General features: G+C 53.3%; 25 protein-coding genes and 1 riboswitch. Of the genes, 23 read left to right on the forward strand and 2 right to left on the reverse strand.

From position 1 onward, the window contains the following. The first annotated feature begins 15 nt into the window (after positions 1–15). From KNP83_RS03660 to gcvH, 5 genes are all read left to right on the forward strand, one after another. Positions 16–1,188: an acetyl-CoA C-acetyltransferase gene (locus KNP83_RS03660; protein ID WP_214760634.1), complete on the forward strand. Its 1,173-nt coding sequence runs from the start codon at positions 16–18 to the stop codon at positions 1,186–1,188. 13 nt (positions 1,189–1,201) lie between these two features. Next, positions 1,202–2,986 carry an acyl-CoA dehydrogenase family protein gene (locus KNP83_RS03665; RefSeq protein ID WP_214760635.1) on the forward strand — a complete coding sequence of 595 codons (1,785 nt, stop codon included), beginning with the start codon at positions 1,202–1,204 and terminating at the stop codon, positions 2,984–2,986. A gap of 87 nt (positions 2,987–3,073) precedes the next feature. Beyond that, the gene (locus KNP83_RS03670) at positions 3,074–3,802 is read left to right on the forward strand and encodes a hypothetical protein (RefSeq protein WP_251139176.1); all 729 of its coding nucleotides are present in this window, start codon (positions 3,074–3,076) and stop codon (positions 3,800–3,802) included. 45 nt (positions 3,803–3,847) lie between these two features. Then, a complete protein-coding gene (locus tag KNP83_RS03675) occupies positions 3,848–4,210 on the forward strand; it encodes an arsenate reductase family protein (protein WP_214712825.1) in 363 nt (120 codons plus the stop codon). A 39-nt stretch (positions 4,211–4,249) separates the two neighbouring features. Next, positions 4,250–4,633 carry a glycine cleavage system protein GcvH gene (gcvH, locus tag KNP83_RS03680; protein ID WP_021065488.1) on the forward strand — a complete coding sequence of 128 codons (384 nt, stop codon included), beginning with the start codon at positions 4,250–4,252 and terminating at the stop codon, positions 4,631–4,633. Positions 4,634–4,675: 42 nt separating this feature from the next. On the opposite strand, the gene KNP83_RS03685 is transcribed toward gcvH, so the two are convergent. Beyond that, the gene (locus KNP83_RS03685; RefSeq protein WP_214760637.1) at positions 4,676–5,728 is read right to left on the reverse strand and encodes a PTS sugar transporter subunit IIC; all 1,053 of its coding nucleotides are present in this window, start codon (positions 5,726–5,728) and stop codon (positions 4,676–4,678) included. Positions 5,729–5,915: 187 nt separating this feature from the next. Between KNP83_RS03685 and KNP83_RS03690 the strand changes: the two genes are divergently transcribed. The 12 genes from KNP83_RS03690 to KNP83_RS03745 all read left to right on the forward strand — a co-directional run bounded on the left by KNP83_RS03690 (position 5,916) and on the right by KNP83_RS03745 (position 17,903). Then, on the forward strand, positions 5,916–6,173 hold the full coding sequence (locus KNP83_RS03690) for a thioredoxin family protein (RefSeq protein ID WP_214760640.1): 258 nt from the start codon (positions 5,916–5,918) through the stop codon (positions 6,171–6,173). Positions 6,174–6,626: 453 nt separating this feature from the next. Further along, positions 6,627–6,732: riboswitch (SAM riboswitch) on the forward strand. 77 nt (positions 6,733–6,809) lie between these two features. Continuing rightward, complete coding sequence (locus KNP83_RS03695; protein ID WP_214760642.1) at positions 6,810–7,838, forward strand: methionine ABC transporter ATP-binding protein; 1,029 nt, start codon at positions 6,810–6,812, stop codon at positions 7,836–7,838. After that, positions 7,828–8,490 carry a methionine ABC transporter permease gene (locus KNP83_RS03700; RefSeq protein ID WP_021065492.1) on the forward strand — a complete coding sequence of 221 codons (663 nt, stop codon included), beginning with the start codon at positions 7,828–7,830 and terminating at the stop codon, positions 8,488–8,490. Before KNP83_RS03695 ends, KNP83_RS03700 begins: the two co-directional genes overlap by 11 nt. Positions 8,491–8,519: 29 nt before the next feature. Continuing rightward, entirely contained in the window at positions 8,520–9,353 is an 834-nt protein-coding gene (locus tag KNP83_RS03705; RefSeq protein ID WP_214760644.1) for a MetQ/NlpA family ABC transporter substrate-binding protein, read from the forward strand. 101 nt (positions 9,354–9,454) lie between these two features. Continuing rightward, positions 9,455–10,669: an MDR family MFS transporter gene (locus KNP83_RS03710; RefSeq protein WP_214712833.1), complete on the forward strand. Its 1,215-nt coding sequence runs from the start codon at positions 9,455–9,457 to the stop codon at positions 10,667–10,669. 172 nt (positions 10,670–10,841) lie between these two features. Further along, positions 10,842–11,603 carry a Fe-S cluster assembly ATPase SufC gene (gene sufC, locus KNP83_RS03715; protein ID WP_114166887.1) on the forward strand — a complete coding sequence of 254 codons (762 nt, stop codon included), beginning with the start codon at positions 10,842–10,844 and terminating at the stop codon, positions 11,601–11,603. A 12-nt stretch (positions 11,604–11,615) separates the two neighbouring features. Then, positions 11,616–12,884: a Fe-S cluster assembly protein SufD gene (gene sufD, locus KNP83_RS03720; RefSeq protein WP_214760646.1), complete on the forward strand. Its 1,269-nt coding sequence runs from the start codon at positions 11,616–11,618 to the stop codon at positions 12,882–12,884. A gap of 1 nt (position 12,885) precedes the next feature. After that, entirely contained in the window at positions 12,886–14,106 is a 1,221-nt protein-coding gene (locus KNP83_RS03725; RefSeq protein ID WP_214761646.1) for a cysteine desulfurase, read from the forward strand. Further along, positions 14,096–14,530 (forward strand): Fe-S cluster assembly sulfur transfer protein SufU, encoded by a 435-nt coding sequence (gene sufU / locus KNP83_RS03730; protein WP_029595098.1) that lies wholly within the window; start codon positions 14,096–14,098, stop codon positions 14,528–14,530. Before KNP83_RS03725 ends, sufU begins: the two co-directional genes overlap by 11 nt. A gap of 19 nt (positions 14,531–14,549) precedes the next feature. Next, positions 14,550–15,947 (forward strand): Fe-S cluster assembly protein SufB, encoded by a 1,398-nt coding sequence (sufB, locus tag KNP83_RS03735; RefSeq protein WP_214760648.1) that lies wholly within the window; start codon positions 14,550–14,552, stop codon positions 15,945–15,947. Between the two features lie 440 nt (positions 15,948–16,387). Continuing rightward, entirely contained in the window at positions 16,388–16,819 is a 432-nt protein-coding gene (locus KNP83_RS03740; RefSeq protein ID WP_214760650.1) for a DUF6678 family protein, read from the forward strand. A gap of 109 nt (positions 16,820–16,928) precedes the next feature. Continuing rightward, positions 16,929–17,903, forward strand: coding sequence for an L-lactate dehydrogenase (locus KNP83_RS03745; RefSeq protein WP_214760653.1), 975 nt, complete (start codon positions 16,929–16,931; stop codon positions 17,901–17,903). A 36-nt stretch (positions 17,904–17,939) separates the two neighbouring features. Here KNP83_RS03745 and KNP83_RS03750 read toward each other — a convergent pair whose 3' ends face one another. Next, a complete protein-coding gene (locus KNP83_RS03750) occupies positions 17,940–19,322 on the reverse strand; it encodes an alanine/glycine:cation symporter family protein (protein WP_214760655.1) in 1,383 nt (460 codons plus the stop codon). 93 nt (positions 19,323–19,415) lie between these two features. On the opposite strand from KNP83_RS03750, the gene KNP83_RS03755 reads away from it, so the two are divergent. From KNP83_RS03755 to KNP83_RS03780, 6 genes are all read left to right on the forward strand, one after another. After that, positions 19,416–19,688, forward strand: a complete 273-nt coding sequence (locus tag KNP83_RS03755) for an acylphosphatase (protein ID WP_214760657.1) — start codon at positions 19,416–19,418, stop codon at positions 19,686–19,688. Between the two features lie 240 nt (positions 19,689–19,928). Beyond that, complete coding sequence (brnQ, locus tag KNP83_RS03760; RefSeq protein WP_214760659.1) at positions 19,929–21,248, forward strand: branched-chain amino acid transport system II carrier protein; 1,320 nt, start codon at positions 19,929–19,931, stop codon at positions 21,246–21,248. Between the two features lie 115 nt (positions 21,249–21,363). Then, positions 21,364–22,545 (forward strand): MFS transporter, encoded by a 1,182-nt coding sequence (locus KNP83_RS03765; RefSeq protein WP_214760661.1) that lies wholly within the window; start codon positions 21,364–21,366, stop codon positions 22,543–22,545. Positions 22,546–22,562: 17 nt separating this feature from the next. Next, positions 22,563–23,408, forward strand: a complete 846-nt coding sequence (locus tag KNP83_RS03770; RefSeq protein ID WP_214760663.1) for a DUF72 domain-containing protein — start codon at positions 22,563–22,565, stop codon at positions 23,406–23,408. Positions 23,409–23,428: 20 nt separating this feature from the next. Further along, positions 23,429–24,763, forward strand: coding sequence for a bifunctional metallophosphatase/5'-nucleotidase (locus KNP83_RS03775; protein WP_214761648.1), 1,335 nt, complete (start codon positions 23,429–23,431; stop codon positions 24,761–24,763). A 48-nt stretch (positions 24,764–24,811) separates the two neighbouring features. Next, on the forward strand, positions 24,812–25,192 hold the full coding sequence (locus tag KNP83_RS03780; protein ID WP_021065508.1) for a YutD family protein: 381 nt from the start codon (positions 24,812–24,814) through the stop codon (positions 25,190–25,192). Positions 25,193–25,319: the final 127 nt, after the last annotated feature.

The raw sequence follows: 25,319 nt of genomic DNA on the forward strand, positions 1-25,319 counted from the left end.
AGGGGGACTTAACAGATGAGAGAAGCAGTCATCGTGGCCGGCGCACGGACGCCGGTCGGAAAAGCAAAACGCGGTTCGTTCCGAAACGTTCGCTCGGACGAACTCGCGGGGCACGCGATTAAAGCGACGCTCGAGCGGTCGGGCTATACGGGACCGATTGACGACGTCATCATGGGATGCGCCATGCCGGAAGCAGAGCAAGGGATGAACATCGCCCGTTACGCGGCCGTCCGCGGCGGCTTGTCGCACGAAGTACCGGCCATCACGATCAACCGTTATTGTTCGTCAGGCCTCCAAGCAATCGCCGACGCGGCAGCAAAAGTCATGATCGGCCAAGCGACGGCGGTCATCGCCGGCGGTATGGAATCGATGAGTCTCGTCCCAATGGGCGGGCACGTCATCCGTCCGAACCCGACGATCATGGAGACGGCGCCGGAATACTATATGAGCATGGGCCACACGGCAGAACGTGTCGCAGCTGAATATAACATCTCGCGCGAAGACCAAGACTTGTTCGCCATCGACAGCCACCAAAAAGCGGCGGCAGCGATCGCCGGCGGCAAGTTCGAAGAAGAGATCGTCCCGGTCACGGTCGTCGAGCACGTGCTCGGTGAGGACGGGAAAGTCGCGGAACGTGAATTCGTCGTCAAACACGATGAAGGCGTTCGTGCCGACTCGACGCTCGAGGCGCTCGGTAAACTGCGCCCGGCCTTTAAAATCAAGGGTTCGGTGACAGCAGGGAACGCGTCACAAGTATCAGACGGTGCGGCAGCCGTGCTCGTCATGGAGCGCGAAGAAGCGGAACGTCAAGGCTTGAAGCCGATGGCAAAATTCCTCTCGTTCGCGGTCGGCGGTGTCCGTCCGGAAGTGATGGGCATCGGACCAGTCGTCGCCATCCCGAAAGCGCTCGAGATGGCCGGCGTGAAGCTCGAAGAAGTCGGATTGTTCGAATTGAACGAGGCGTTCGCGAGCCAATCGCTCGGTGTCATCCGTGAACTCGGCATCGACCCGTCGAAAGTGAACGTCAACGGCGGCGCGATCGCCCTCGGGCATCCGCTCGGTTGCACGGGCGCGAAACTCGCGGTCTCAATCTTGCATGAGATGAAACGACGCAATGAAAAGTATGGGATTGTGACGATGTGCATCGGTGGCGGTATGGGCGCTGCTGGCGTCTTCGAATTACTATAAGGGGGAATTGACAATGGAACGTACAGAACACGAATTGATTAAAGGCGGTAGCTTTGTCATCGACGCACTCGACGCGGATCGTTTGTTCACACCGGAAGACTTCTCGGATGAGCACAAGATGATCGGCGACACGACGGCGAGCTTCGTCGACGACCGTGTCATGCCGGTCCTTGGCCGCATCGAGAAACACGAATTCGATCTCTCGGTCGAACTGTTGAAAGAAGCGGGCGAGCTCGGCCTCCTCGGCGCGGACGTGCCAGAAGAGTACGGCGGTTATCAGCTCGATAAAATCTCGTCATCGATCATCACGGAGCGGTTCGCCAAAGCGCGTTCATTCGCCCTCAGCTACGGCGCCCACGTCGGCATCGGGACGCTCCCGATCGTCTTCTTCGGGACAGAAGAGCAAAAGCATAAGTACTTGCCGAAGCTCGCGACTGGCGAATGGATCGCCGCCTACGCGCTCACAGAGCCAGGCTCAGGGTCGGACGCGCTCGGTGCGAAAGCGACGGCCGTCTTGAACGAAGCTGGCACACATTATGTGTTGAACGGAGAGAAACAATGGATCACGAACGCTGGTTTCGCGAACGTGTTCGTCGTCTACGCAAAAATCGACGGTGACAAGTTCAGCGCCTTCATCGTCGAGCGTGACTTCAAAGGTGTCTCGACAGGCGCCGAAGAACAGAAGATGGGCATTAAAGGCTCATCGACACGGACGCTCATCTTAGAAGACGTCGAAGTCCCAGTCGACAACCTCCTCGGAGAAATCGGTAAAGGCCACGTCATCGCTTTCAACATCTTGAACGTCGGTCGTTACAAACTTGCGGTCGGTGCGGTCGGTTCGTCGAAACGTGCCTTCGATCTCTCGGTCCAATACGCGAACGAGCGCAAACAGTTCAAGACGCCGATCAGTCAGTTCCCGCTCATCCAAGAGAAACTCGCGACGATGGCTGCGAACATCTATGCGATGGAGAGCTCGGTCTACCGCACGGGCGGTCTGTTCCAAGACAGCCTCGACGCCCTCGGCGACGACAACATGCGTGACGGGTCGAAAGTCGCCCAAGCCATCGCTGAATACGCGATTGAATGTTCATTGAACAAAGTGTTCGCCTCGGAGACGTTCGACTACGTCGTCGACGAAGCGGTCCAAATCCACGGCGGTTATGGCTTCATGACGGAATATGAAGTCGAGAACTTGTACCGTGACTCACGCATCAACCGGATCTTCGAAGGAACGAACGAGATCAACCGGTTGATCGTCCCAGGTACGCTTCTCAAGAAGGCGATGAAAGGCGACTTGCCGCTCCTCGCGGAAGCACAGAAACTCCAAAAAGAGCTCATGAGCTACATGCCGCAAGAGCTTGACGGGTCACCGCTCGCACGCGAGAAGATGCTTCTAACGAACATGAAGAAAATCAACTTGATGATTGCCGGAACGGCCGTCCAGAAATATCAGCAAAACCTCCAGAACGAGCAAGAGATTCTCGCGAAGATCGCCGACATCATCAGCGCCATCTATGCACTCGAGGCGGCCATCGCGCGGACGGAGAAAGCCATCGCCCGCACAGGCGTAGAGAAGAACCAACAGAAAGTCCGCTACACGGAAATCTTCGCCGAGCAAGTGTTCAAGCAAGTCGAACTCATGGCGAAAGAAGTGTTGTATGCGGCCGCATCGGGTGACGAGCAGCGCATGCTCTTGTCGGCGATGAAGAAGTTCAGCCGCTACCAGCCGATCAACGTCATCGGCACGAAGCGCGAAGTCGCTGCGAGCCTCATCAAAGCGAACAAGTTCATCGTATAAGCAAGCGAAAGAAAGGGTGGACCGGACGCGGTCGCCCTTTCTTTTTGCTGTCTGCAGACCGTACAATGGATGCAGGAGGGGATATGGATGAGACGAGATGATTTGTTAGAACGGATGGATGCAATCGGCCGCTCGGTCGCCGAGCATGAGGGGACACTCATGCTGCTCGCGCTCGGGTCGATCGGACTCGAGACGGACCGGCTCGACGACTATTCGGACCTCGATTTCTTTTTAATCGTCGAGGACGGGCATAAGGCCCGCTTCATCGACAACTTGGATTGGCTCGCGGTCGAGCCGTTGGCGTACCAATTCCAAAACACGAGAGACGGACATAAGGTCATGTATGCGGACGGTATCTATGCCGAGTTCGCCGTGTTCGAGATTGTGGAGATGCCTGGCATCGCCTATACACCGGGACGTGTCGTCTGGCAGCGTGACGAGGCGCTCGACACGTTCGCGACGCCAAAGGTCGTCACACGCCCTGCAGACGCCGCACACCGCTACGAGGAGGCGTTGACGAACCTATACGTCGGACTGCTCCGGGAACGGCGCGGTGAACAACTCGCCGGCTTCGAACTGATTCAAGTCGCAGCCGTCAACAACGTGTTGATGGCTTATGGAGAAACGAGCGACCCGTTCAACCCGACACGCCGGGTCGAGGGGACGCATCCCGAGCTCGTCGCACGTCTCAAGGAGTGGGTTCCCGGTTACGGCAAATCGGTCGAGGCGGCCGCGGCCATCCTTCGCCATATTGAGGCGCAATACCCGGTCAATCCGACGCTCAAGCGAGAGATTGTGCGCTTGCTTCAGGCGTGAAGGGTTGAAGCGGAATATGCTACAGTAACAGGAGAGGTGATGAACATGGTAACACTATACGGTTATCCGCCGTGCAGTACGTGTAAAAAAGCAGAAAAGTGGTTGAAAGAGAACGGCGTCGACTATACATACGTCCATATCGTCGAGGCGACACCGTCGAAAGACGAGTTGGCCGAACTGTGGAAGCAGTCGGGCCTCCCGCTGAAGAAATTCTTCAATACGAGCGGGCAAGTGTATCGGAACGAAGGCATCAAGGACAAGCTACCAAATCTATCAGAAGACGAACAACTCGAGCTTCTTGCGAGCAATGGTATGCTTTTGAAGCGCCCAATCGTGACAGATGGTCAAAAATCAACTGTCGGATTTTCAGAAAAGTCGTTTACAGACGTTTGGGGCGAAGTGCTATAATACTCGTGTGAGTCTAATTCATTTGAGGGGGAAGTTAAGATGAGCAAAGTACCTGCCAATCTACGTTATTCAAAAGAGCACGAATGGGTTGAAGTGAACGGAAGCGTCGCCCGCATCGGAATCACGGATTTCGCACAAAGCGAGCTAGGGGATATCGTCTTTGTCGAACTTCCTGAAGTCGGTGGCACGATCTTACTCGACGAGCCGTTCGGTTCGGTCGAATCGGTCAAAACCGTATCGGAGCTTTACGCACCGATCTCTGGGAAAATCACAGCGGTGAACGAATCACTCGCCGATTCACCAGAACTCGTCAACGAAGCACCTTTCGAAGGCGCTTGGATGATTGAAGTCGAGTTGAACGACGCGTCGGACGTCGACAAGCTCATGTCAGCCGAAGAATACGAAGCGATGATTCAAGGCTAAACAAAACCCGGTTTCTCTTTACGAGAAGCCGGGTCTTTTTGATTAATCGAAGTCGAGGCGGTAATGATCAGGCTTGATGAGCGACGTCCGGTTGAACAGACGATAGAACAGCACGCCGAGTGCGATCGGGATGAGACCAAACAACACGACGACGAGCATGACGTTCCAGAGTGCGAAGCCACCCGGCATCAAATGCAAGGCGTTGACCGGACCGATGAGACCGGAGACGCCGAAACCGGCGCTAATCGGTGTGCCTTCGATCCGAAGGATGCCTGCGAGTGCTCCGAGGATGGCCGCATTGGCGAGTACCGGCAACATCATGATTGGACGACGGACGAAGTTCGCCATTTGAATCTTTGGTGACCCGAGGAAGTGGGCAATCGACGTTCCGGTCGCGTTCATCTGCCAGCCGGCGATAGCGAGACCGAACCCGGCGGCGACGACGCCGAGGTTGGCGGCACCAGCCGCGACACCAGACAAGCTGATGGCCGTGGCGATACCGACCGTCGAGATTGGCGAGACGATGATGAGCGAGAACGCCATCGCGATCAACATGCCCATCACAATCGGTTGCAGTTCCGTCATCGTCATGATGATCGTTCCGACGTACGTTGTAATTTGTGAGATGTACGTGAGCAGGAAGGCGCCGATGCCCCCGGCGACGACGATGACCGTCATCGGCAAGACGAGCACGGTGTATGTCTTCAAGCGTGGTGACAACTGCATGACGAGGAACGTCGCCAGCGCAGCCGTCACACCAGCCGTGATGACGTCACCGATGCCGGCCATGAGGAATGCGCCTTCCTCGATGCGGATGGCGCCGCTCCCGACCTGGGTCGCGATGCCGATTGTCCCGGCTTCGAGCGCCGAGCGCCCGAACTGCATGGCGACGGCGACACCGATAATGACCGGTAACAGGCGCATCGCAATCGTCGTCGCATCTAAGATGAATTGCAAGGACGGAACATACGGCAAGATGGCTTTCGTTAATTCACCGAGCAATGCGCTCGGGATGAGGGCGATGAGGATGGCAAGACTGAGGCCGTTCAAGACGTTCATTAAAAATTGTTTTCCGGTAAGCTTCTCTTCCGTCATTGGGGATTCACCTGTCCTTTTCTGCTGGTTTGCTGTTATGTACAAAAGCAATAAAGTTATTGACCATACTATGCCTCTTTCAGCCGAGCGTCAACAGGAAATATTGAAATGTTCAGAATTTTCCAATTGAGCACAACTTTTGAACCGAGCGGTCCGCATTCATATACTTATAGAAGAGGTGAGAACAATGATGACTGACGGATTGTTATATATATACGCCCCGATGTGCGGTACATGCGCCGTGGCCGAGCGAATGCTCTCGGTCGTCGAGGCGGTCGACCCAGAATTGAAGATTGAAAAGCGTGATGCCAACTTCATCCCGAACGAGCTCGAGGCGTATCAAGTGATGAGCGTCCCGGCGCTCTTAAAGCTGGAGAATGGCCAAGTTCGCGATCGTTTGTACGCATTTCAAAACGTCCAGAACGTCCTATCTTTCGTTAAATGAGATAGGTTGATGAGAATAATCTGAAAATTTTAAATAATCTGTTGACACAGAAAGTTCACGAATGATATATTCATTACAACATCTTACTTGAACACAACATAGGACGAGATTTTCCCGTCATCAAGACGTTTTCGAACAACCGCTGCATGAGCTTACGCGATTTCAGGTGGACCTTCCCTTCGATTGTCCCCCAAAAAAATCAAGCGTCGGGGCACCGGTCGCGTAATTGCATGGTCCGTTCGAAGACCGAGTGATGGTCGGGTCAAAATCCCCCATATAAGGATGAATGCTCTGATCGGGCAAAAGAGGTTCATCTATGGGTTGTCCTTCAGTGACTCAAGGTGCTACGTTCTGTGTCATCCTCGGATGGCACCTTTTTTTAGTTTTCCGCATAAAATAGTTTGACATGAAAATAATATGTCGCTATGATAAGGCTAATCGAATACGCAACCACTCTTATCAAGAGAGGCTGAGGGACTGGCCCTATGACGCCCAGCAACCGCGGAGCAATCCGAAATGGTGCTAATTCCAGCAAGGTGTATACCTTGGAAGATGAGAGCAATCGTTGTCCGTACGATAAAGTACGCACGTTTGCTCAAACGTGCGTACTTTTTTTGTTGTCAGGAGGGAAATGGATTGATTCAATTACGCAATGTGGCCAAATGGTTCGACACGAAGAACGGTCGGGTCCAGGCGGTCGATGATGTGTCGCTTACAATCGATAGCGGCGAAATTTTTGGAATAATCGGATATTCGGGGGCAGGGAAGTCGACGCTCATCCGTCTGCTCAACCGACTCGAGTCACCGTCAACCGGTGAGATCGTCGTCGCCGGCAGCGAGCTGACGAAACTTACACCGAAGGAACTACGCGGGGTACGTAAAAACGTCTCGATGGTGTTCCAACACTTCAACTTGTTATGGTCGCGCACGGTCGCTGAGAATATCAGCTTCCCGCTCGAGCTCATCGGGGTACCGGCGAGCGAGCGCAAACGCCGCGTCCAAGAACTCGTCGAACTCGTCGGCCTCGCCGGACGAGAAGACAGCTATCCGTCACAATTATCGGGCGGCCAAAAGCAGCGAGTCGGGATTGCCCGTGCGCTCGCTACGAATCCAGAAGTGCTCCTCTGCGATGAAGCGACGAGCGCTCTCGACCCGAAGACGACGGATTCGATTCTCGAACTGCTCGTCAGCATCAACAAGAAGCTCGGGTTGACGATCGTCCTTATCACGCATGAGATGCACGTCATCCAAAAGATCTGTCACCGCGTCGCCGTCATGGAGGCCGGGAAGGTCGTCGAGACCGGACAAGTCGCCGACGTGTTCCAACATCCGGAACAGCCGATCACGAAAGAGTTCGTCAAACAGATCGGGGCGGTCGAAGACATGTCGCTCACGTTCGAGCACTTGAAAGCCCGTTATCCGAGCGGCCAAATCGTCAAGCTCAAATTCTTGAACGAGACGGCCGAACAACCGATTCTGTCGGAAGTGTTGAAGCAACATGACATCGGCTTCAACATCATCGGCGGCAACGTGACGCAGTCACAAGTCGGTGCCCTCGGGACATTATTCATCCAATTGATCGGAGAGCCGGCTGAAGTCGAGCGGGCCATCGCCTCAATCCGATCGCAGGCAGTGGAAGTGGAGGTAGAAAGCGATGTTTCCTAATGTAGATTGGCAAGTCATGTTAGAACAGACGTGGGAGACGCTCTATATGACGCTCGTCGCCGGAGCCGCAACGTTCGTCATCGGTCTCGCCCTCGGGATGCTCTTATACGTCACGAACGAGCCGCTCATGATGAAGAATCGTCCGATTTACACGGTCATCAGCGCGGTCGTCAACATCTTCCGGTCGATCCCGTTCATCATTTTGATTATCTTGCTCATCCCGTTCACGTTACTCGTCGTCGGGACGATGCTCGGGTCAACGGCAGCACTGCCGGCGCTCATCATCGGTGCGGCCCCGTTCTATGCACGGATGGTCGAGCTCGCGCTTCGCGAAGTCGACCGCGGTGTCATCGAGGCGGCTGAATCGATGGGCGCGACAAAATGGCAGATCGTCTATAAAGTATTGTTCCCTGAAGCGTTGCCGGCCATCGTGTCAGGCATCACGGTCACGATCGTCGCAATCGTCGGTTACACGGCGATGGCAGGGGTCGTCGGCGGCGGGGGACTCGGGAACTTGGCGTTCCTCGAAGGGTTCCAACGTTCACAAAGTGACGTCACGTTCGTCGCGACCGTCTTAATCTTGGTCATCGTCTTCGTCATCCAGTTCATCGGCGATCGACTCGTATCTGTAATCGATAAGCGTTCCGCTTAATCAAATAGAAAATTTGGAGGGGTTTTATAATGAAATCATGGAAAACAGTACTCGGTTTAACGGCAGCTTCAGCACTCACGATTCTCGCGGCTTGCGGCGGCGGGGATTCAGAATCAGGTTCGGGCGATGACAAGACGCTCGTCGTCGGCGCGTCAAACGTCCCGCACGCTGAGATTTTAGAGCACGTCCAAGACGAATACGAAGAGAAGGGCTATACGCTCGAAATCAAGAAGTTCCAAGACTACGTCCTCCCGAACAAGACGCTCGCAGACGGAGAGTTGGACGCGAACTACTTCCAACATCAACCGTACCTCGAGTCGCAAATGGCTGAAAACAAAGACTACAAATTCGCTTCAGCCGGCGGCGTCCACATCGAGCCAATCGGTGTGTACTCGCAAGACTACGCATCACTCGATGAGCTTCCAGACGGCGCGGAAATCATCATGAGCTCGTCGGTCGCTGACCACGGACGAATCCTCACGATGCTCCAATCAGAAGGCTTGCTCACACTCGCGGAAGGCAAGACGACGGACGCGACGGTTTCAGACATCGTCGACAACCCGAAAAACTTGGAGTTCAAGACGGACGTCGAAGCGGCACTTCTCCCGCAAGCGTTCAACAACGGCGAAGGGGACGCGGTCCTCATCAACACGAACTACGCGATCGATGCCGGTCTCAACCCGCTCGAAGACGCAATCGCTCTCGAAGGCGAAGATTCACCTTACGTCAACTTGATCGTCACACGTGAAGGCGACGAAGATGACGAGCGCGTCAAAGCACTCCTTGAAGTCCTCACATCAGAAGAGACACAACAGTGGATCTTGGATGAGTACAAAGGTGCAGTCGTACCGGTCAAACAATAATCTCGTCCAGGCCCGGGTGATCCCGGGCCTTTTTTGTTTGCAGTGGTTTTGGTTCACCAATAGAAGTACACTACATATATGTAGAAAAAGGGGGGATTCGGATGAACATACGACAGATTCATCCGCTGACGCTGGGCGTCTTGTTCGGTACGTTTTTTGCCCGGCTGTCGACATTTTTTGTTATGCCATTTTTTGCGATATATTTGGCGACGCTCGGTTTCTCGGCGAGCGTGATCGGGACGGTGTTCGCCATCTCGGCGCTATCGGGGTTGTTCATGAGCTTTTTCGGGGGGACGCTGTCTGACCGTTACGGGCGCAAACAGTTGATGCTGATCGGTATCGTCTTGAACGCCTTGACATTCACGGGCTTCGCACTCGTGACGGAATTGTTTTGGTTTTATATGTTCTCGGTACTCATGGGTGTGTCGCGGTCGTTCCTCGAGCCGGCGTCCCGCGCGCTCATCAGCGACACGACGCAGCCGGATCAGCGCGTCATCGTCTATAACGTCCGCTATTTTTTAATCAATATTGCGGCGGCGATTGGTCCTTTGCTCGCGGTCGTCTTATCGCTCACCGGTGCGAAGAGCGCTTTCTTCGTCGTGACGGGCGTGTATGTACTATATGGACTCGTCATTTCGACGCTATTCCGGAAGTATCCGTTCGAAGAAGGCGATGGCGTCAAAGTCCGACCACGCTTGACGGAGACGTTCCGTGTGTTACAACAAGATAAGACGTTCCGCTTTGTCATCATCGGGATGATCTTTGCTATCATCGGCTATAGTCAGTTCAATGCGACGTTGCCGCAGTTCATCGCGTTCCATGACGGATTCGATAACGGCTCCCGCCTGTTCGCGTATCTATTGACGGTTAACGCGATCACCGTGCTCGTCGTCCAGTATCCGATTATGCGGTTTGGGATTCGTGTCTCGCCAATCAAGTCGCTCTTCTTCGGTGTCGGTACGTTGTCGACAGGGCTCCTCCTCATCGGCTTGGCGACCGAGACGTGGATCTTATTCGTCGCGATGGTCATCTTCACGGTCGGCGAGGTCCTCATGTTCACGATGACGGACGTGTTGACCGATGAGCTCGCACCGGCCCATCTGCGTGGGACGTATTTTGGGGCGATGGGGTTGACGGCGCTCGGTCAGACGATTGGTCCCGTCATCGGGGGAGTGTTGCTCGACGGATTCGACAATGCGGCGCTACCAGTGTTTGGAAGCTTGGCCGTATTGACAGCATGCGGCGCCTTCTTCTTCGCCGGCGCCTTAAAAGAACGGAAAATCGTTTTGGCGTTAGCTGAGGAAAAAGTTGGATAATGTCTTGATTTCCCGATATTCTCATTCTCAACATTTAAGTTTTATTGAGAATGAATAATAAGGTGAGTCGCTTGAAATAAAAAATTGCCTAGATTAAGATTAGAATATATCTAATCTACGCCAACAATGGCGAGAAAACGGAAGGGGTATCCGAATGTCTAACGTACCACACATGAAAATTGATGACCTCCGCGTCTCAATCGAAGGAAAAGAGATCGTCAAAGGTCTGAATCTTGAAATTAAAGGTGGCGAAATTCACGCCATCATGGGTCCTAACGGGACGGGTAAATCTACACTCGCATCGGCACTTATGGGTCATCCATTGTATGAAGTCACAGGTGGAAGCGTTGATTTGAACGGCGAAGACGTACTCGACATGGAAGTCGACGAGCGCGCGCAAGCCGGAATGTTCCTCGCGATGCAGTATCCTGCTGAAATCAGTGGTGTCACGAATGCCGATTTCTTGCGTTCAGCGATCAACTCGCGCCGTGAAGAAGGCCAAGAAATCTCGCTCATGAAGTTCATCCGTGAACTTGATGCGAAGATGGATGTCCTCGAAATTCCTTCAGAAATGGCACACCGCTATTTAAACGAAGGTTTCTCGGGCGGAGAGAAAAAACGTAACGAGATTCTTCAAATGATGATGATCAAACCGAACATCGCCATCCTCGATGAGATCGACTCAGGTCTTGACATCGATGCGCTCAAAGTCGTCGCCAAAGGCGTCAACGAAATGCGTTCAGAAGAGTTCGGCTGCTTGATCATTACGCACTATCAGCGTCTCCTCAACTATATCGAGCCAGACTTTGTTCACATCATGATGGACGGGAAAATCGTCATGTCAGGTGGCAAAGAGCTTGCACAACGACTCGAAGCAGAAGGTTACGACTGGGTGAAGCAAGATCTTGGAATGACAGTAGACACAGAAGCGTAAGGAGGCTGTACGATGACCGTACAATTTGAATTGGATGCACAAGCAGTAGCGGCACGTGCAGAGGCGCTCGGTGGACCAGCATTTATGGTCAACCGTCGCAAAGAAGCAGCAGAACTTGCGCCGACTCTCGCCTTGCCAAAAGTTGAAAAGATCAAGATTGATAAATGGGACTTCGTCTCTGGAGACGTCGAGCTCACGAAGCACGACGGCTTGACGCCTGAAATCGAAGCACTTCTTGGAGACCACCGTACAAACGTGCTCGTTGAACGCAACGGTCATGTCGTCTACAACGAACTTGCGACGCCAGAAGGTGTCCTCTTCATGGGCATCAACGAAGCGATGGAGCAACATCCGGACCTCGTCGAGAAATACTTCATGACAGAAGGTGTCCGCGTGGACGAAGAACGTTTGTCTGCGTTGAACGCTGCCCTCATGAACGGCGGTGCGTTCTTATACGTACCGAAGAACGTCCAGTTGAAAGATCCGCTTCAAGCCATCTTCACGATGGAACAAGCGAACGGCGCGCTCTATCATCACACGATCATCGTCGCAGACGAAGGCAGTGAATTGACGTATATCGAGAGCTTCCTCTCGAGCACGAACGAGCCGCACACGGTCAACGCCGTGACGGAAGTGTTCGCTGGTGCGAACGCGAAAGTCGTCTTCGGTGGTGTCGATCAGCTCGCTGAATCGGCCCTCTCGTTCATGAACCGCCGCGGTGTCGTCTATGAGAACGCACGCCTCGAATGGGCGCTCGGTCACATGAACGATGGCAACTCGGTCGTCGAGACGAAGACGCACCTCGTCGGAGACAACACGTTCTCAGACACGAAAGCCGTCACGATCGGTCGTGGCGCACAGAAACAAAACTTCAACATCCGGACGGACCATTTCGGGAAGTCTTCAGAAGGGTTCATTTTGATTCACGGTGTCCAAAAAGATTCGGCCACGGCCATCTTCAGCGGAACATCGATGATTCACCATGGCGCTTCGAAATCGAACGGCGTTCAAACGGAACGTGTCCTCATGTTGTCTGAAAAGGCACGTGGCGACGCCAACCCGATTCTCCTCATCGATGAGGACGACGTCATGGCAGGTCACGCCGCTTCGGTCGGACGTGTCGACGACGTGCAGCTCTACTACTTGATGAGCCGCGGTCTGTCACGTAAGGAAGCTGAGCGCTTGATCATTCACGGATTCTTGAACCCGGTCGTCGAGCAACTCGCGATCGAGTCGGTCAAAGACCGTCTCCGTGAAGTCATCGAAGGGAAAGTACGTTAAGATGATCGATGCCTCGATTCGTAAACAGTTCCCGATTTTAGATCAGGAAATCAACGGCCATCCGCTCGTCTATCTCGACAGCGCGGCGAGCTCCCAAAAGCCGCTTGCTGTCATCGAGGCGATCGAGGATTACTATCGCCGCATCCACTCGAACGTGCACCGGGGCGTCCATACGCTCGGAACGCACGCGACGGATGCGTATGAAGGGGCGCGGGAGCGCGTCCGTTCATTCATCAACGTCGCCGTCCCAGAAGAGATTATCTTCACACGCGGGACGACGACGGCGATTAACCTCGTCGCATCAAGCTACGGGGATGCAAACGTCGGAGCAGGGGACGAGATCGTCCTCACGCCGATGGAGCACCACGCGAACTTGATTCCGTGGCAACAGCTCGCCAAGCGTAAAGGGGCCACGCTCCGTTACGTCGAATTGACGCCGGACGGTCGGGTTACGCTCGACGCGGTCCGTGCCGTCTTGTCGGACCGGACGAAAATCGTCGCCATGAGTCACGTCTCGAACGTGCTCGGCACGATTAACCCGATCGCCGACGTGGCGAAGCTCGCCCACGAAAAAGGGGCGATCATGGTCGTCGATGCGGCGCAAAGCGCACCGCACCGGAAACTTGACGTGCAAGCACTCGATTGCGACTTCCTCGCCTTCTCAGGCCATAAGATGCTCGGTCCGACCGGAATCGGCGTCTTATACGGGAAGAAGCAGTTGCTCAAACACATGGAACCGGTCGAATTCGGTGGCGAGATGATCGATTACGTCGACTTGTATGAGTCGACATGGAAAGACATCCCGTACCGGTTCGAAGCGGGGACGCCGATTATCGCCGGCGCCGTCGGTTTGGCAGCGGCCATCGACTTTTTAGAAGACCTCGGTCTCGAGAACGTCGAAGCCCACGAACGGGCGCTCGCGACGTACGCCATCGAACAGATGCGGACGATTGAAGGCATTGAGATTTACGGGCCAGAGGAACGTGTCGGACTCGTCACGTTCAACTTAGGTGACGTGCACGCCCACGACCTTGCGACCGTATTGGATATGCAAGGCATCGCAGTCCGGGCCGGCCACCATTGTGCCCAGCCGCTCATGCGTCTCCTGAAGCAATCATCGACAGCCCGAGCGAGCTTCTACTTGTACAATACGAAAGAAGAAGTCGACCGCTTCATCGAAGGGCTACGTCAAACGAAGGAGTATTTCAATTATGAGTTTTAACAATCTCGACATGTTGTACCGACAGGTCATCATGGATCACTATAAAAACCCAAGAAACCGTGGCGTCATCGAAGATGGCGTGACGGTCGACTTGAACAACCCGACGTGCGGGGATTCACTCCGACTCCAACTCCAAGTCGAGGACGGAATCGTGAAAGATGCCAAGTTCGAAGGGGAAGGCTGCTCAATCAGTCTCGCCTCGGCATCGATGATGACTCAAATCGTGAAGGGCAAGTCTGTAGACGAGGCACTCCAATTGGCGAACATCTTCTCGGAGATGGTCCAAGGGAAAGACTACGATACAGACACGTTCGACCTAGGCGACATCGAAGCGTTGTCTGGCGTCTCAAAGTTCCCGGCTCGCATCAAGTGCGCCACGCTCGCGTGGAAAGCGCTTGAAAAGGGAGTCGACGAGGAAGCGTAAGCAGAAGGAGGAGACCGATATGGCGAAAAACATGCCTGACATTGGCGATTATAAATATGGCTTCCATGACCGAGACATCTCGATTTTCCGTTCAGGCCGCGGCTTGACGAACGAAATCGTAGAGACGATCTCGCACATGAAAGAAGAACCGGCATGGATGCTCGAGTTCCGTTTGAAATCACTTGAGCAGTTCCGCAAAATGCCGATGCCGACATGGGGCGGCGATCTCACGGCACTTGATTTCGATGAGATCACATACTATGTCAAACCGTCTGAGAAGACAGAGAACTCGTGGGACGAGGTTCCAGAAGAAATCAAACGTACGTTTGACAAACTCGGAATCCCAGAAGCGGAGCAAAAATACTTGGCAGGCGTCTCGGCTCAGTACGAGTCAGAAGTCGTTTACCACAGTATGCAGGAAGATTTCGAATCAAAAGGTGTCATCTTCAAAGATACAGACACGGCGCTCAAAGAAGATGAAGCCATCTTCCGTGAGTATTTCGGGAAATTGATTCCGCCGACGGACAACAAGTTCGCGGCACTCAACTCGGCTGTATGGTCAGGTGGCTCATTCATCTACGTACCAAAAGGCGTGAAGCTCGAGCAACCGCTCCAAGCTTACTTCCGGATCAACTCGGAGAACATGGGTCAGTTCGAGCGGACGCTCATCATCGTCGACGAGGGCGCATCTGTCCATTACGTCGAAGGATGTACGGCACCGGTCTATACTACGAACTCACTCCACTCGGCGGTCGTTGAGATTTTCGTCAACAAAGACGCATACTGCCGTTACACGACGATCCAGAACTGGGCGAACAACGTCTACAACTTGGTCACGAAACGTGCCGTCTGTGAAGCGGGTGGATCGATGGAGTGGATCGATGGTAACATCGGTTCGAAACTCACGATGAAATACCCGGCCGTCATCTTGAAAGGTGAAGGCTCACGCGGAATGACGCTCTCGATCGCTCTCGGCGGTAAAGGGCAACACCAAGACGCGGGCGCGAAAATGATTCACCTCGCACCGAACACGTCGTCATCAATCGTCTCGAAGTCGATCTCGAAACAAGGCGGAAAAGTCTCGTATCGCGGAATCGTCCACTTCGGTCGTAAAGCAAAAGGCGCACGTTCGAACATCGAATGTGACACGCTCATCATGGATAACCAGTCGACGTCGGACACGATCCCGTACAACGAGATCTTGAACGACCAAGTCTCACTCGAGCACGAAGCGAAAGTCTCTAAAGTGTCAGAAGAGCAACTCTTCTACCTCATGAGCCGCGGAATCTCGGAAGAAGAAGCGACAGAAATGATCGTCATGGGCTTCATCGAGCCGTTCACGAAAGAATTGCCAATGGAATATGCCGTCGAAATGAACCGTCTCATCAAGTTTGAGATGGAAGGATCGATCGGGTAATCCTGAATAGATTGAGAAAGGCGGTTGACATGATCTCATGTCGACCGTCTTTTTGTCTACCTACAAACAGGGAATAGGGAATGGGATGAGCTGAAGCGTGCCTGTAGTCTTGAGAGGAGAAAATTACATGATGTTTTTGGTGACGGGATATTTCAACGCTGACAAAATGAACGCAAAGACCGACCTCGAAATCGATCAAATCATGCGACGTGTGAACCACACTTACAGAAGCTGTATGCAAGTGGGCAGGTGTTATGGGCTTACAACCGAGAACATCTCGAATACATGAAGCGCTACATCGAGGCAACGATTCGGACGTGCGAAGGGGCGAATCGAAGTATCGAAAGTCGATTGCCTGAATGGATGAAACGAAAACAGAATCGGGATGAAGTGTCACGGGCGATTGTAAAATTAGAACATACACTATAGAGGAGAATGGGATGAATCGACAAAAAGAATTACAAGTAATCGAAGAGCGTCAATTGACATCGGTTATGAATGAGACGAGATGGAAGCGTCTCGGTCGAGTTGTCTCAGAAGTCTTGAAGTATGCTCCGCCTTATCAAATCAAATTCTTAGGTGAGGCTACGTTATTTCCAAGCGAGTCGTTGTCTGAGTACGAAGTGTTATGGGCAGAATGGGGTGAGATTTGGGTGGAATCTTCTTTACGATCAATCGAATGGATTCGATTGCGACCAAAGGTATTGATTGATAAGGGAGCCATCGTCGACCCAGACGTATGTGACATGACTGATGAATTGATATCTATCCTAAAAAAAGAACGAATCTCATTCGTACAGGGGAAAGAAACGATTCAGATTTTTGGTTATGTTCGAGATACAGGCATATTTGAACCGAAACGTGATGCGTAGCGTAATCCTGTATGTATTTCGTACATACTGATTGTTTAGTTTTTGTCGTGAAACAAAGACGAGTCGGGTATGCTAAGAAAGAGAACACGTTTAGAAAGGGATGAAGCACATGGATCACTTGAACACGATTGACCCAGAAGATATCACCCGCATCGCCGTCGTCGGCGCCGGCTGGGTCGGTGTCAGTTTCGCCTATCAACTGTCGATGGCCGCGCTCTGTGAAGAGCTCGTTTTGATTGACTCAAACCACGCCAAGGCCGAAGGAGAGGCGATGGACCTCAATCACGGCATCTCATTCGCCCCGAGCCCGGTCCGGATTTGGGCGGGCGACTACTCGGACTGCCGTGACGCCGATATCGTCGTCATCACGGCCGGAGCCGCGCAAAAGCTTGGTCAGACGCAGATGGACCTCGCCGAACAAAACGCATCGGTCATGAAATATGTCACCGAACAAATCATGGCGAGCGGATTCGACGGCATCCTCGTCGTCGCGACGAACCCGGTCAACGTCATGGCGCACGTCGTCTGGAAAGCGTCCGGGTTACCGAAGCATCGCGTCATCGGTTCGGGGACCGTGCTCGATACGGCTCGTCTCCGTTATAAGGTCGGTGAGTATTTCGACTTGTCGGCACGGAACTGCCACGTCTATTATATGGGCGAACACGGTGCCGGAGGCTTCGTCGCCTGGGACAACGCCCGGATTTACGGGAAATCGGTCCAGCAACTGCTCGCAGAGAATGAGTCGTATCGCCAAGAAGACTTGGATGCGATTTACCAACGTGTCCGTGATGCGGCCAATCAAATCATCGAATATAAGAGTGCCGCGTATTATGCCATCGGGCTCGGCTTGCTTCGTATCGTCCGCGCTATCGTCCGAAACGAGAACTCGGTCGTGACGATCGGGGCCCATCTCGACGGCGAATACGGGGCCTCAGGACTCCATATTGGTGTCCCAGCCTTGATTGACCGGACCGGGATTCGTCAAATCGTCGAGATTGAACTGACTGATACGGAACAGGGGCAGTTCGACGCCTCGGTCGGTCGGATTCGTCAAGCAATCGAAAAAATTGAAATGAGTTCATAAAAAAGGACCCGGCTGCCACTGCAGCCGGGTTTGTCGTTACGACGCCTTCTTCTCGGCGACGTCTTTCTTATAATATTTCTCTGACGTGAAGAACTCGGTCGTCAAGCGCTTCACTTCACCGCTCAACATCAGGACGGCAATCATGTTCGGGATGAGAATCATCGCGAGCATCAAATCAAGGAAATTCCAAATCATTTGGGCGCCGCCAATCGCACCGATGACAATCGAGGCGATATAGACGACTTTCATCATGAAGCCGGCCTTCAATCCGAACAAGTACTCGGCTTGGCGTGACCCGTAGAAGATGATGACGATGATCGTCGACAAGACGAAGAAGATGAGCGAAATCGTGACGAGCAGACTACCTGTGTAGCCGAAGTACTGTTGGAACGCGATCGTCGTCAGGGCTGCCGGGTCGTTCATCGCATCAGCCCGTGTCCACACACCAGAAGACAAGACGACGAACGCCGTTGTGCTACAGATAATGAGTGTATCGATGACGATACCGATGACGGCCCAGAAGCCTTGCCGTACCGGATGATCGGTCTGGGCAGCCGCATGTGCAATCGGGGCCGTCCCGAGTCCTGCCTCGTTCGAATAGAGACCACGGGCGAAGCCCCAACGAATCGTCTCGGCAATCGCGGCACCGGCGAAACCACCGAGCGCGGCCATCGGTTGGAAGGCATATGAGAAGATGAGCCCGAGCACTTCTGGGATTTGCGAGAAGTTCATCAAGACGATGACGAAGCCGGCACCGACATAGACGAGTGCCATCGCCGGAACGATGACTTCCGTCACTTTGGCAATCCGTTTCATGCCGCCAAAGACGACGAGTCCGACGAGCCCGGCGACGATGATGCCGGTCACGAGCGTATTCCCGTTGAACGTCTCCCGGACGGCCGAGCTGACAGCGTTACCTTGGACCATGATGCTCGGGATGAGCTCAATCATGAGGGCGAAGGCAAACCAAGAGGCGAGCCATTTCAATTTCAAGCCTTTCGCCATATAGTAGACAGGACCGCCGACGAATTCACCGGCCTCGTTCTTCTCACGATAGCGGACCGCGAGGACGCTCTCCGAGAATTTGATGGCCATGCCGACGACCGCGATGACCCACATCCAGAAGATGGCGCCCGGACCGCCGAACATGATGGCGGCCGGCACCCCGATGATATTCGCCGCACCGATGGTTGACGATAAGGCTGACGTTAACGCCTGGCGAGGGCTGATATCCCCTTCACCTTTTGGTTTTTTGAAGACACTTCCTAACGTTTGTTGCAGTATGTAGATGGGGTATCGGAATTGGAAGAATCCTAAACGAATCGTCAAATAGAGTCCAGATAACACGAGTAACGAGATGATCGGCACTCCCCACAGCCAATCTGAAATCGTCGTCACCACAGTCACAAGTTGTTCCACAACATCACTCCTATCCAGTATTTTACTTATATACTTTTGCCTAACAAGACAGCGGCTAAACCCATTCTTTGAAAATCAGAGGAGGAGACATGTATGAAACGAGCACAACATCTTATCGTAACGGGCCGGGTCCAAGGAGTCGGTTTCCGATATTTCGCGCAAGCGACAGCCATTGAGTACGGCATCACGGGCTGGGTCCGAAACTTGAATGATGGAACGGTCGAACTTCACGCGGAAGGGGACGAAGAAAGAGTAGAATCTTATAAACGCGCGCTCTATGACGGCAATCGTTTTGTCGGGGTCGAACGGATTGAAGCGGAAGAGACGACGGTGGAATCGTTCCGGAAGTTCGATATTCGTTATTGACCAGTTTTCTCATAAAAAGCAAGTCACGCAGTGGAAATCCCCGATAATTTGTAAATTGAGGGAACGGTTCCATACAATAAATACACATTCCAAAAAAATAAACATCATTTTTGACGATAGGGTGGTCAAAAAAATGAAAGTGTGTATAATGAAATAGACCAAGCGGTTTATTGTCAGAAAATTTAGTCATTTGATTCATTGGTAAAACGGAAGGTATTACACGTATGTGGAGGTAGTTGTATGAAAAAATCGACATTATTCCCGTTAGCATTTACGATTTTCGCATTATTCTTCGGGGCCGGGAACTTGCTGTTCCCTCCGATGTTAGGTGCGATGGCAGGACAGAACCTCGTCCCAGCCTTGATCGGTTTCGTCATTACCGGTGTAGGGCTGCCATTACTCGCGCTCTTCGCAGTCGCGCGGGTCGGCGGTGGGTCTGATCAAATCGCTCGGTACATTCCGAAGCGACTTGCGCTCGTCTTGACGGGATTAATGTACGTGGCGATTGGACCGTTCTTCGGGATTCCTCGGACGGCAGCCGTCACGTATGAGATGGGAGTCGTACCGTTTCTCGGTGCGCCATCTACGCTCACTCTCGCAATCAGTTCAACTGTCTTCTTCGGTTTGACGTTCTTCTTGACGTTACGCGCACAAAAATTGATTGAAGTCATCGGACGCATCATCACGCCAGTCCTCTTGCTCTTGCTTGCGGCAATCGGAATCACGAACCTCGTGGCTCCTCAAGGAAAGCCGATTGCACCAGCAGAAGGATATGAAACGTGGATCGGTGCTCTCGGGGAGGGCTTCAAGCAAGGCTACTTGACGATGGACGTCTTCGGAGCTCTCGTCTTCGGTGCCATCGTGCTCGTCACGCTCAAGGCGAACGGCATGACAGATAAGAAACAAGCATCATCTCTTCTTCGCTCAGCTGGGATGATCGCAGTTACGTGTTTGATGCTCGTCTATATCTCGCTCGGTTCAATCGGGGCGAATATGACTGGTCAAACGGGAACGACTGACGGTGCTAGCTTGCTTCAAGCGTTTGCAGGTTCATCTTTCGGGCAAGTCGGAATGCTCGCGCTCGGGGCTGCGGTCTTCCTCGCTTGTTTGACGACAGCGGTCGGACTCATTACTGAGTTCTCACGCTTTATCAGTGATACGTTTGAGTCATTCAAGTATCACCAAGTCGTCATCGCGACGACATTGTTCGGCTTCATGATTTCACTCGTGGGTCTTGGCATGTTGATTGAAATCGCGGTACCGCTTCTCACGCTCTTGTATCCGGTCATGATCGCGCTCGTGCTCGTATCCATCACAGAGCGGATTCAACGGAACCCGCACGTCGCCATGAAGGCGACTGTGTATACGGCGCTCGTGCTCTCGCTCTTCGAGACGACACACGGATTGGCGCCATCAGCGGCTACATCATGGATCACGAACTTGCCGATGGCCGAGATCGGACTCGCCTGGGCAGTTCCAACCTTGATTGTGTATGTGATCGCACTGTTGTTACCGAAACATCGTGCCAATCAATCACTCGCCCAATCACGCATCTCATAAGCAAAGTGAACGAACACCCGTCCTCTGGTCAAGGATGGGTGTTTTGCTGTCTTATCGTTTGCTCATTCTAATCATCAACAAGTAAAATGAAAGGATGAAAAGGAAGTGACCACAATTGACGACTAAACAAAAGAAACAATTGGCGATTCTCATGTTGAACATGTTCATCGCTGTAGCAGGATTTGGGATTATCATTCCGATTATTCCAGACTATTTAAAGATGATCGGGGAGGGCGGGACTGCCGCTGGTCTCATGATCTCGGTCTTCGCCGGGGCCCAGTTGCTCATGTCACCGATTGCCGGGAAATGGGCGGACGTTTACGGCCGCAGGCTCATGATTATTCTCGGGCTGATCGGTTTCACCGTATCGATGGGCGTCTTTTACTTATCCGATAACTTGACGGTCTTGCTCATATCACGAGCTATCGGCGGCGTCGGGGCCGCTCTGCTCATCCCGGCCATCTTTGCCTACGTCGCGGATATCACGACGCTCAAGCAACGGGCCAAAGGGAACAGCTATATTTCCGCGGCAATGTCGCTCGGGATTGTCATCGGGCCAGGAATCGGTGGTTTCTTCGCCGAATTTGGATTGAAGGCACCACTCCTATTGTCGGCGATCGTGTCATTTGTCGCCGTCATCTCGTCAATCATTCTATTGAAAGAACCAGATCGTGAACCGTACGTCCAAACGAATGAGAGTGAATCGTTACCGCGCCAACTCGTCTCGTCGACCCGGAAGCCGTATTTCTTCGTCCTCGTCATCAACTTGGTCATGGCGTTCGGTTTGATGGCGTATGAGTCGGTCCTCGGTCTGTTCGTCAGTGAGACGTTCAGCGCGACGCCGCAACAGATCGCGGTCATGATCACCGGGACGGGAATCGTCAGTGTCATCGTGCAACTGTTCGCGGTCGACCGTCTCGTCTCGCTGTTCGGTGAGATTAAAGTCGTGCTCATCTTTATCATGCTGGCCGCACTCGGCTTCTTGTTCTCGCTGTTTGCCGGGTCTTACGCGATCTTCTTCGCGGTCACGTTGATTATCTTCTTGTCGACGTCGATTTTACGACCGGTATTGAATACGCTCGTCTCGAAAATGGCAGATAAAGAGCAAGGGTTTGCGATGGGGATGAACAATGCCTACATGAGCATCGGGAATATCGTCGGACCGACGCTTGCCGGCATCGCCTTCGATATCGATATGCGCTATCCGTTTGTGATGGGGCTCATCCTGTTGCTCGTGACGTTCGCGGGGACTTTGAATTGGTCGAAACGGAACACGGCGGCCACGTTCGAACAATAAGTTGAGGAGGGAATGTGATGATTTATGTCGGTGTGACGGGGTGGGGAGACCATGATTTACTGTATACGACCCCAGAAGAACGAAAACATAAACTGTCGACCTACGCGGGACATTTTCCGACCGTTGAAATCGATTCCTCGTTTTATGCGATTCAACCGGTGAAAAATTACGAGAAATGGAACCAGGAAACACCGGAAACGTTCCAATTCATCGTCAAAGTTTCCAGGGAAATGAGCGGGCATGACCGGGAACCGAAGCTCCCCCTCGCCGAGCTGTTCAAACGTTATCGCACGTCCGTCGAACCGCTGAAGCAGGCCGGGAAGCTACGGGCCGTGCTCGTCCAGCTCCCGCCTTGGTTCGATGTCTCGAAGCCGCATCTCGATTATTTACGGACAATCCGTGACGAGTTGCGCGACTATGACATCGCCATCGAGTTTCGGAACCCGACGTGGTTCTCCGAGGCGTTCCGGGAGCGGACGCTCGCATTCTTGGCGGAGCAACGCTTCATCAATACGATTTGTGATGAACCGCAGACGAAAGAGAGCAGCATCCCGTTCGTCCCGGTCGTGACCAACCCGGACGTGGCGGTCGTGCGTCTGCACGGCCGTAATACCGCCGGCTGGCTCCGAAAGCCGGGCATGACGAGTCAAGAGTGGCGTCACGTCCGCTGCCTGTACCGCTATAGTGAAGAGGAGCTGCAGGAGCTCGCCGCGGCGCTCAGACAAGTCGACGAGAAGGCGAAGTCGGTGTACGTCTACTTCAACAACAACTCGGCCAGAGACGCGGTACCGAACGCCAAACGGCTGATTGAGATTCTCGGTGCCGAATATGAACTCGCCCCGAGCCAAATCAGCCTGTTCTAGGAAGGGGAATCGTCTTGAGAATGATTACGATGTTCCATTATAATGACTTACATTCTAAATTTCATAACTGGCCGCGGCTCGTCTCGTTTTTGAATGAGCATCGCACGGACGATACGCTCGTTTTCGATCTCGGCGACCACGCCGACCGGACCCATCCGGCGACGGAGGTGACGCGCGGACGAGTGAACGTGCGCCTGCTCAATCGGATTCAACCGACCGCGGTCACCATCGGCAATAACGAAGGCATCACCTTCCCGCACGATTGGCTCGCCCGTTTATATGATGACGCCGCGTTCCCGGTCCTGCTCGGAAACGTCTATCATGCCGATGGCGAACGACCGGACTGGGCGTCGGAGACGCTCATCGTCGAACGAGACGGCATCCGAATCGGACTGTTCGGGGTGACCGCACCGTATGAGGAACTTTACCCTGAACTTGGTTGGGCGATTGAAGCGCCGCATACGACAACGACACGTGCCCTCGAGACGCTTCGAGACTGCGACGTCATCATCGCGCTCAGCCATCTCGGTTTTTATGCTGACGAACGGCTTGCCGAGGCGTTCCCTGAAATCGATGTCATCCTCGGGGCCCATACCCATCACGTACTCGATGACGGTGTCGTCACGAACGGCGTCCTGATTGCACAGGCCGGCAAGTACGGCCAGTATGTCGGTCAAGTCGAGCTGACGTTCGAAGGGGAACAGCTCGTCGATAAGCGGGCTTGCCTCCACGATTTGTCGGAGCGTGAACCGGACACGGCGACGGTCGCGGTCTTAGCGGAAGAGTATGGTCAGGCCGAGCGTCTGCTTGAGGTGACCATTGCCGAGACACCAGGTTATGCGAGTGACTGGTTCGGACCGTCGGCCATCGGAGACTTGTTGGCGAGCGGGCTCGCGGACTGGTGTGACGCCGAGATGAGTATCATCCCGTCCGGCGTCTTATTAGAAGGTTTGCGCCCCGGACACGTCACGCTCAATATGTTGCACCGGATTTGTCCGCATCCGATCAATCCGTGTGTCTTGACGCTTGACGGGGCGACCCTCGTGCGATTTTTGAACGACGTCCAAGAAGATGCGTTCACGACGATGCATGTCCGTGGCCTCGGTTTTCGCGGGACGGTGCTCGGTAGTCCGATTCTCCATGGCATCGATAGCCGACAAGGTCGCTATTTGATCAATGGTAAGGAAATCATACTAGACAGGACGTATCGTGTCGCCACGGTCGACATGTTCACGTTCGGACCGCTCCTTCCGTATTTGGCCGATCAGCCGAAACGTTACTTTATGCCGGAACTGTTGCGTGACGTGTTACGCGAGACAATCGTGAGCCGCCATAACGCCATCCGAAAAGGATAGGGACGGGACCGCTCGGCATGCTATGATAGAAGTGTGGAGGTGTGAAACATGATTAGAGTGAATCGCCACGGCTATACCGTCATCGAAGAGAAGCGTGACGGTTTTGACGAGGAAGCGTTCATCGCACGCTATAGCGACGTGCTCGATAAATACGATTATATCGTCGGCGATTGGGGCCACGGGCAACTTCGGTTGAAAGGGTTCTATGAGACGAAGTCCAAGTTCGCGACGTATGACAATCGAATCGATCACGTGATGGATTACGTGTATGAATACTGTAACTTTGGATGCCCGTTCTTTGTACTCAAAAAAGAGACAGAAATTGATGAAGCAGAAGACGGTCCAGTCTTCGGCGGCACGAAACAACCGCTCAAACTGAAACGCAAATTCAATAAATCGGAAGAGGCCGAGCCTTCGACCGGAACATGACGCGCTGATGACATCAGCGCTTTTTTTATTACATTTATTTTCCAAATGTTTCTTTTAGGTGAAAAGACGGTGTGACGGGTTTAGGAATAGAAAAATTGTGATAACTTATATTTAAGGTTATTAATTT

This window comes from Exiguobacterium sp. s146 (assembly GCF_018618415.1).
Classification (GTDB): Bacteria; Bacillota; Bacilli; order Exiguobacteriales; family Exiguobacteriaceae; genus Exiguobacterium.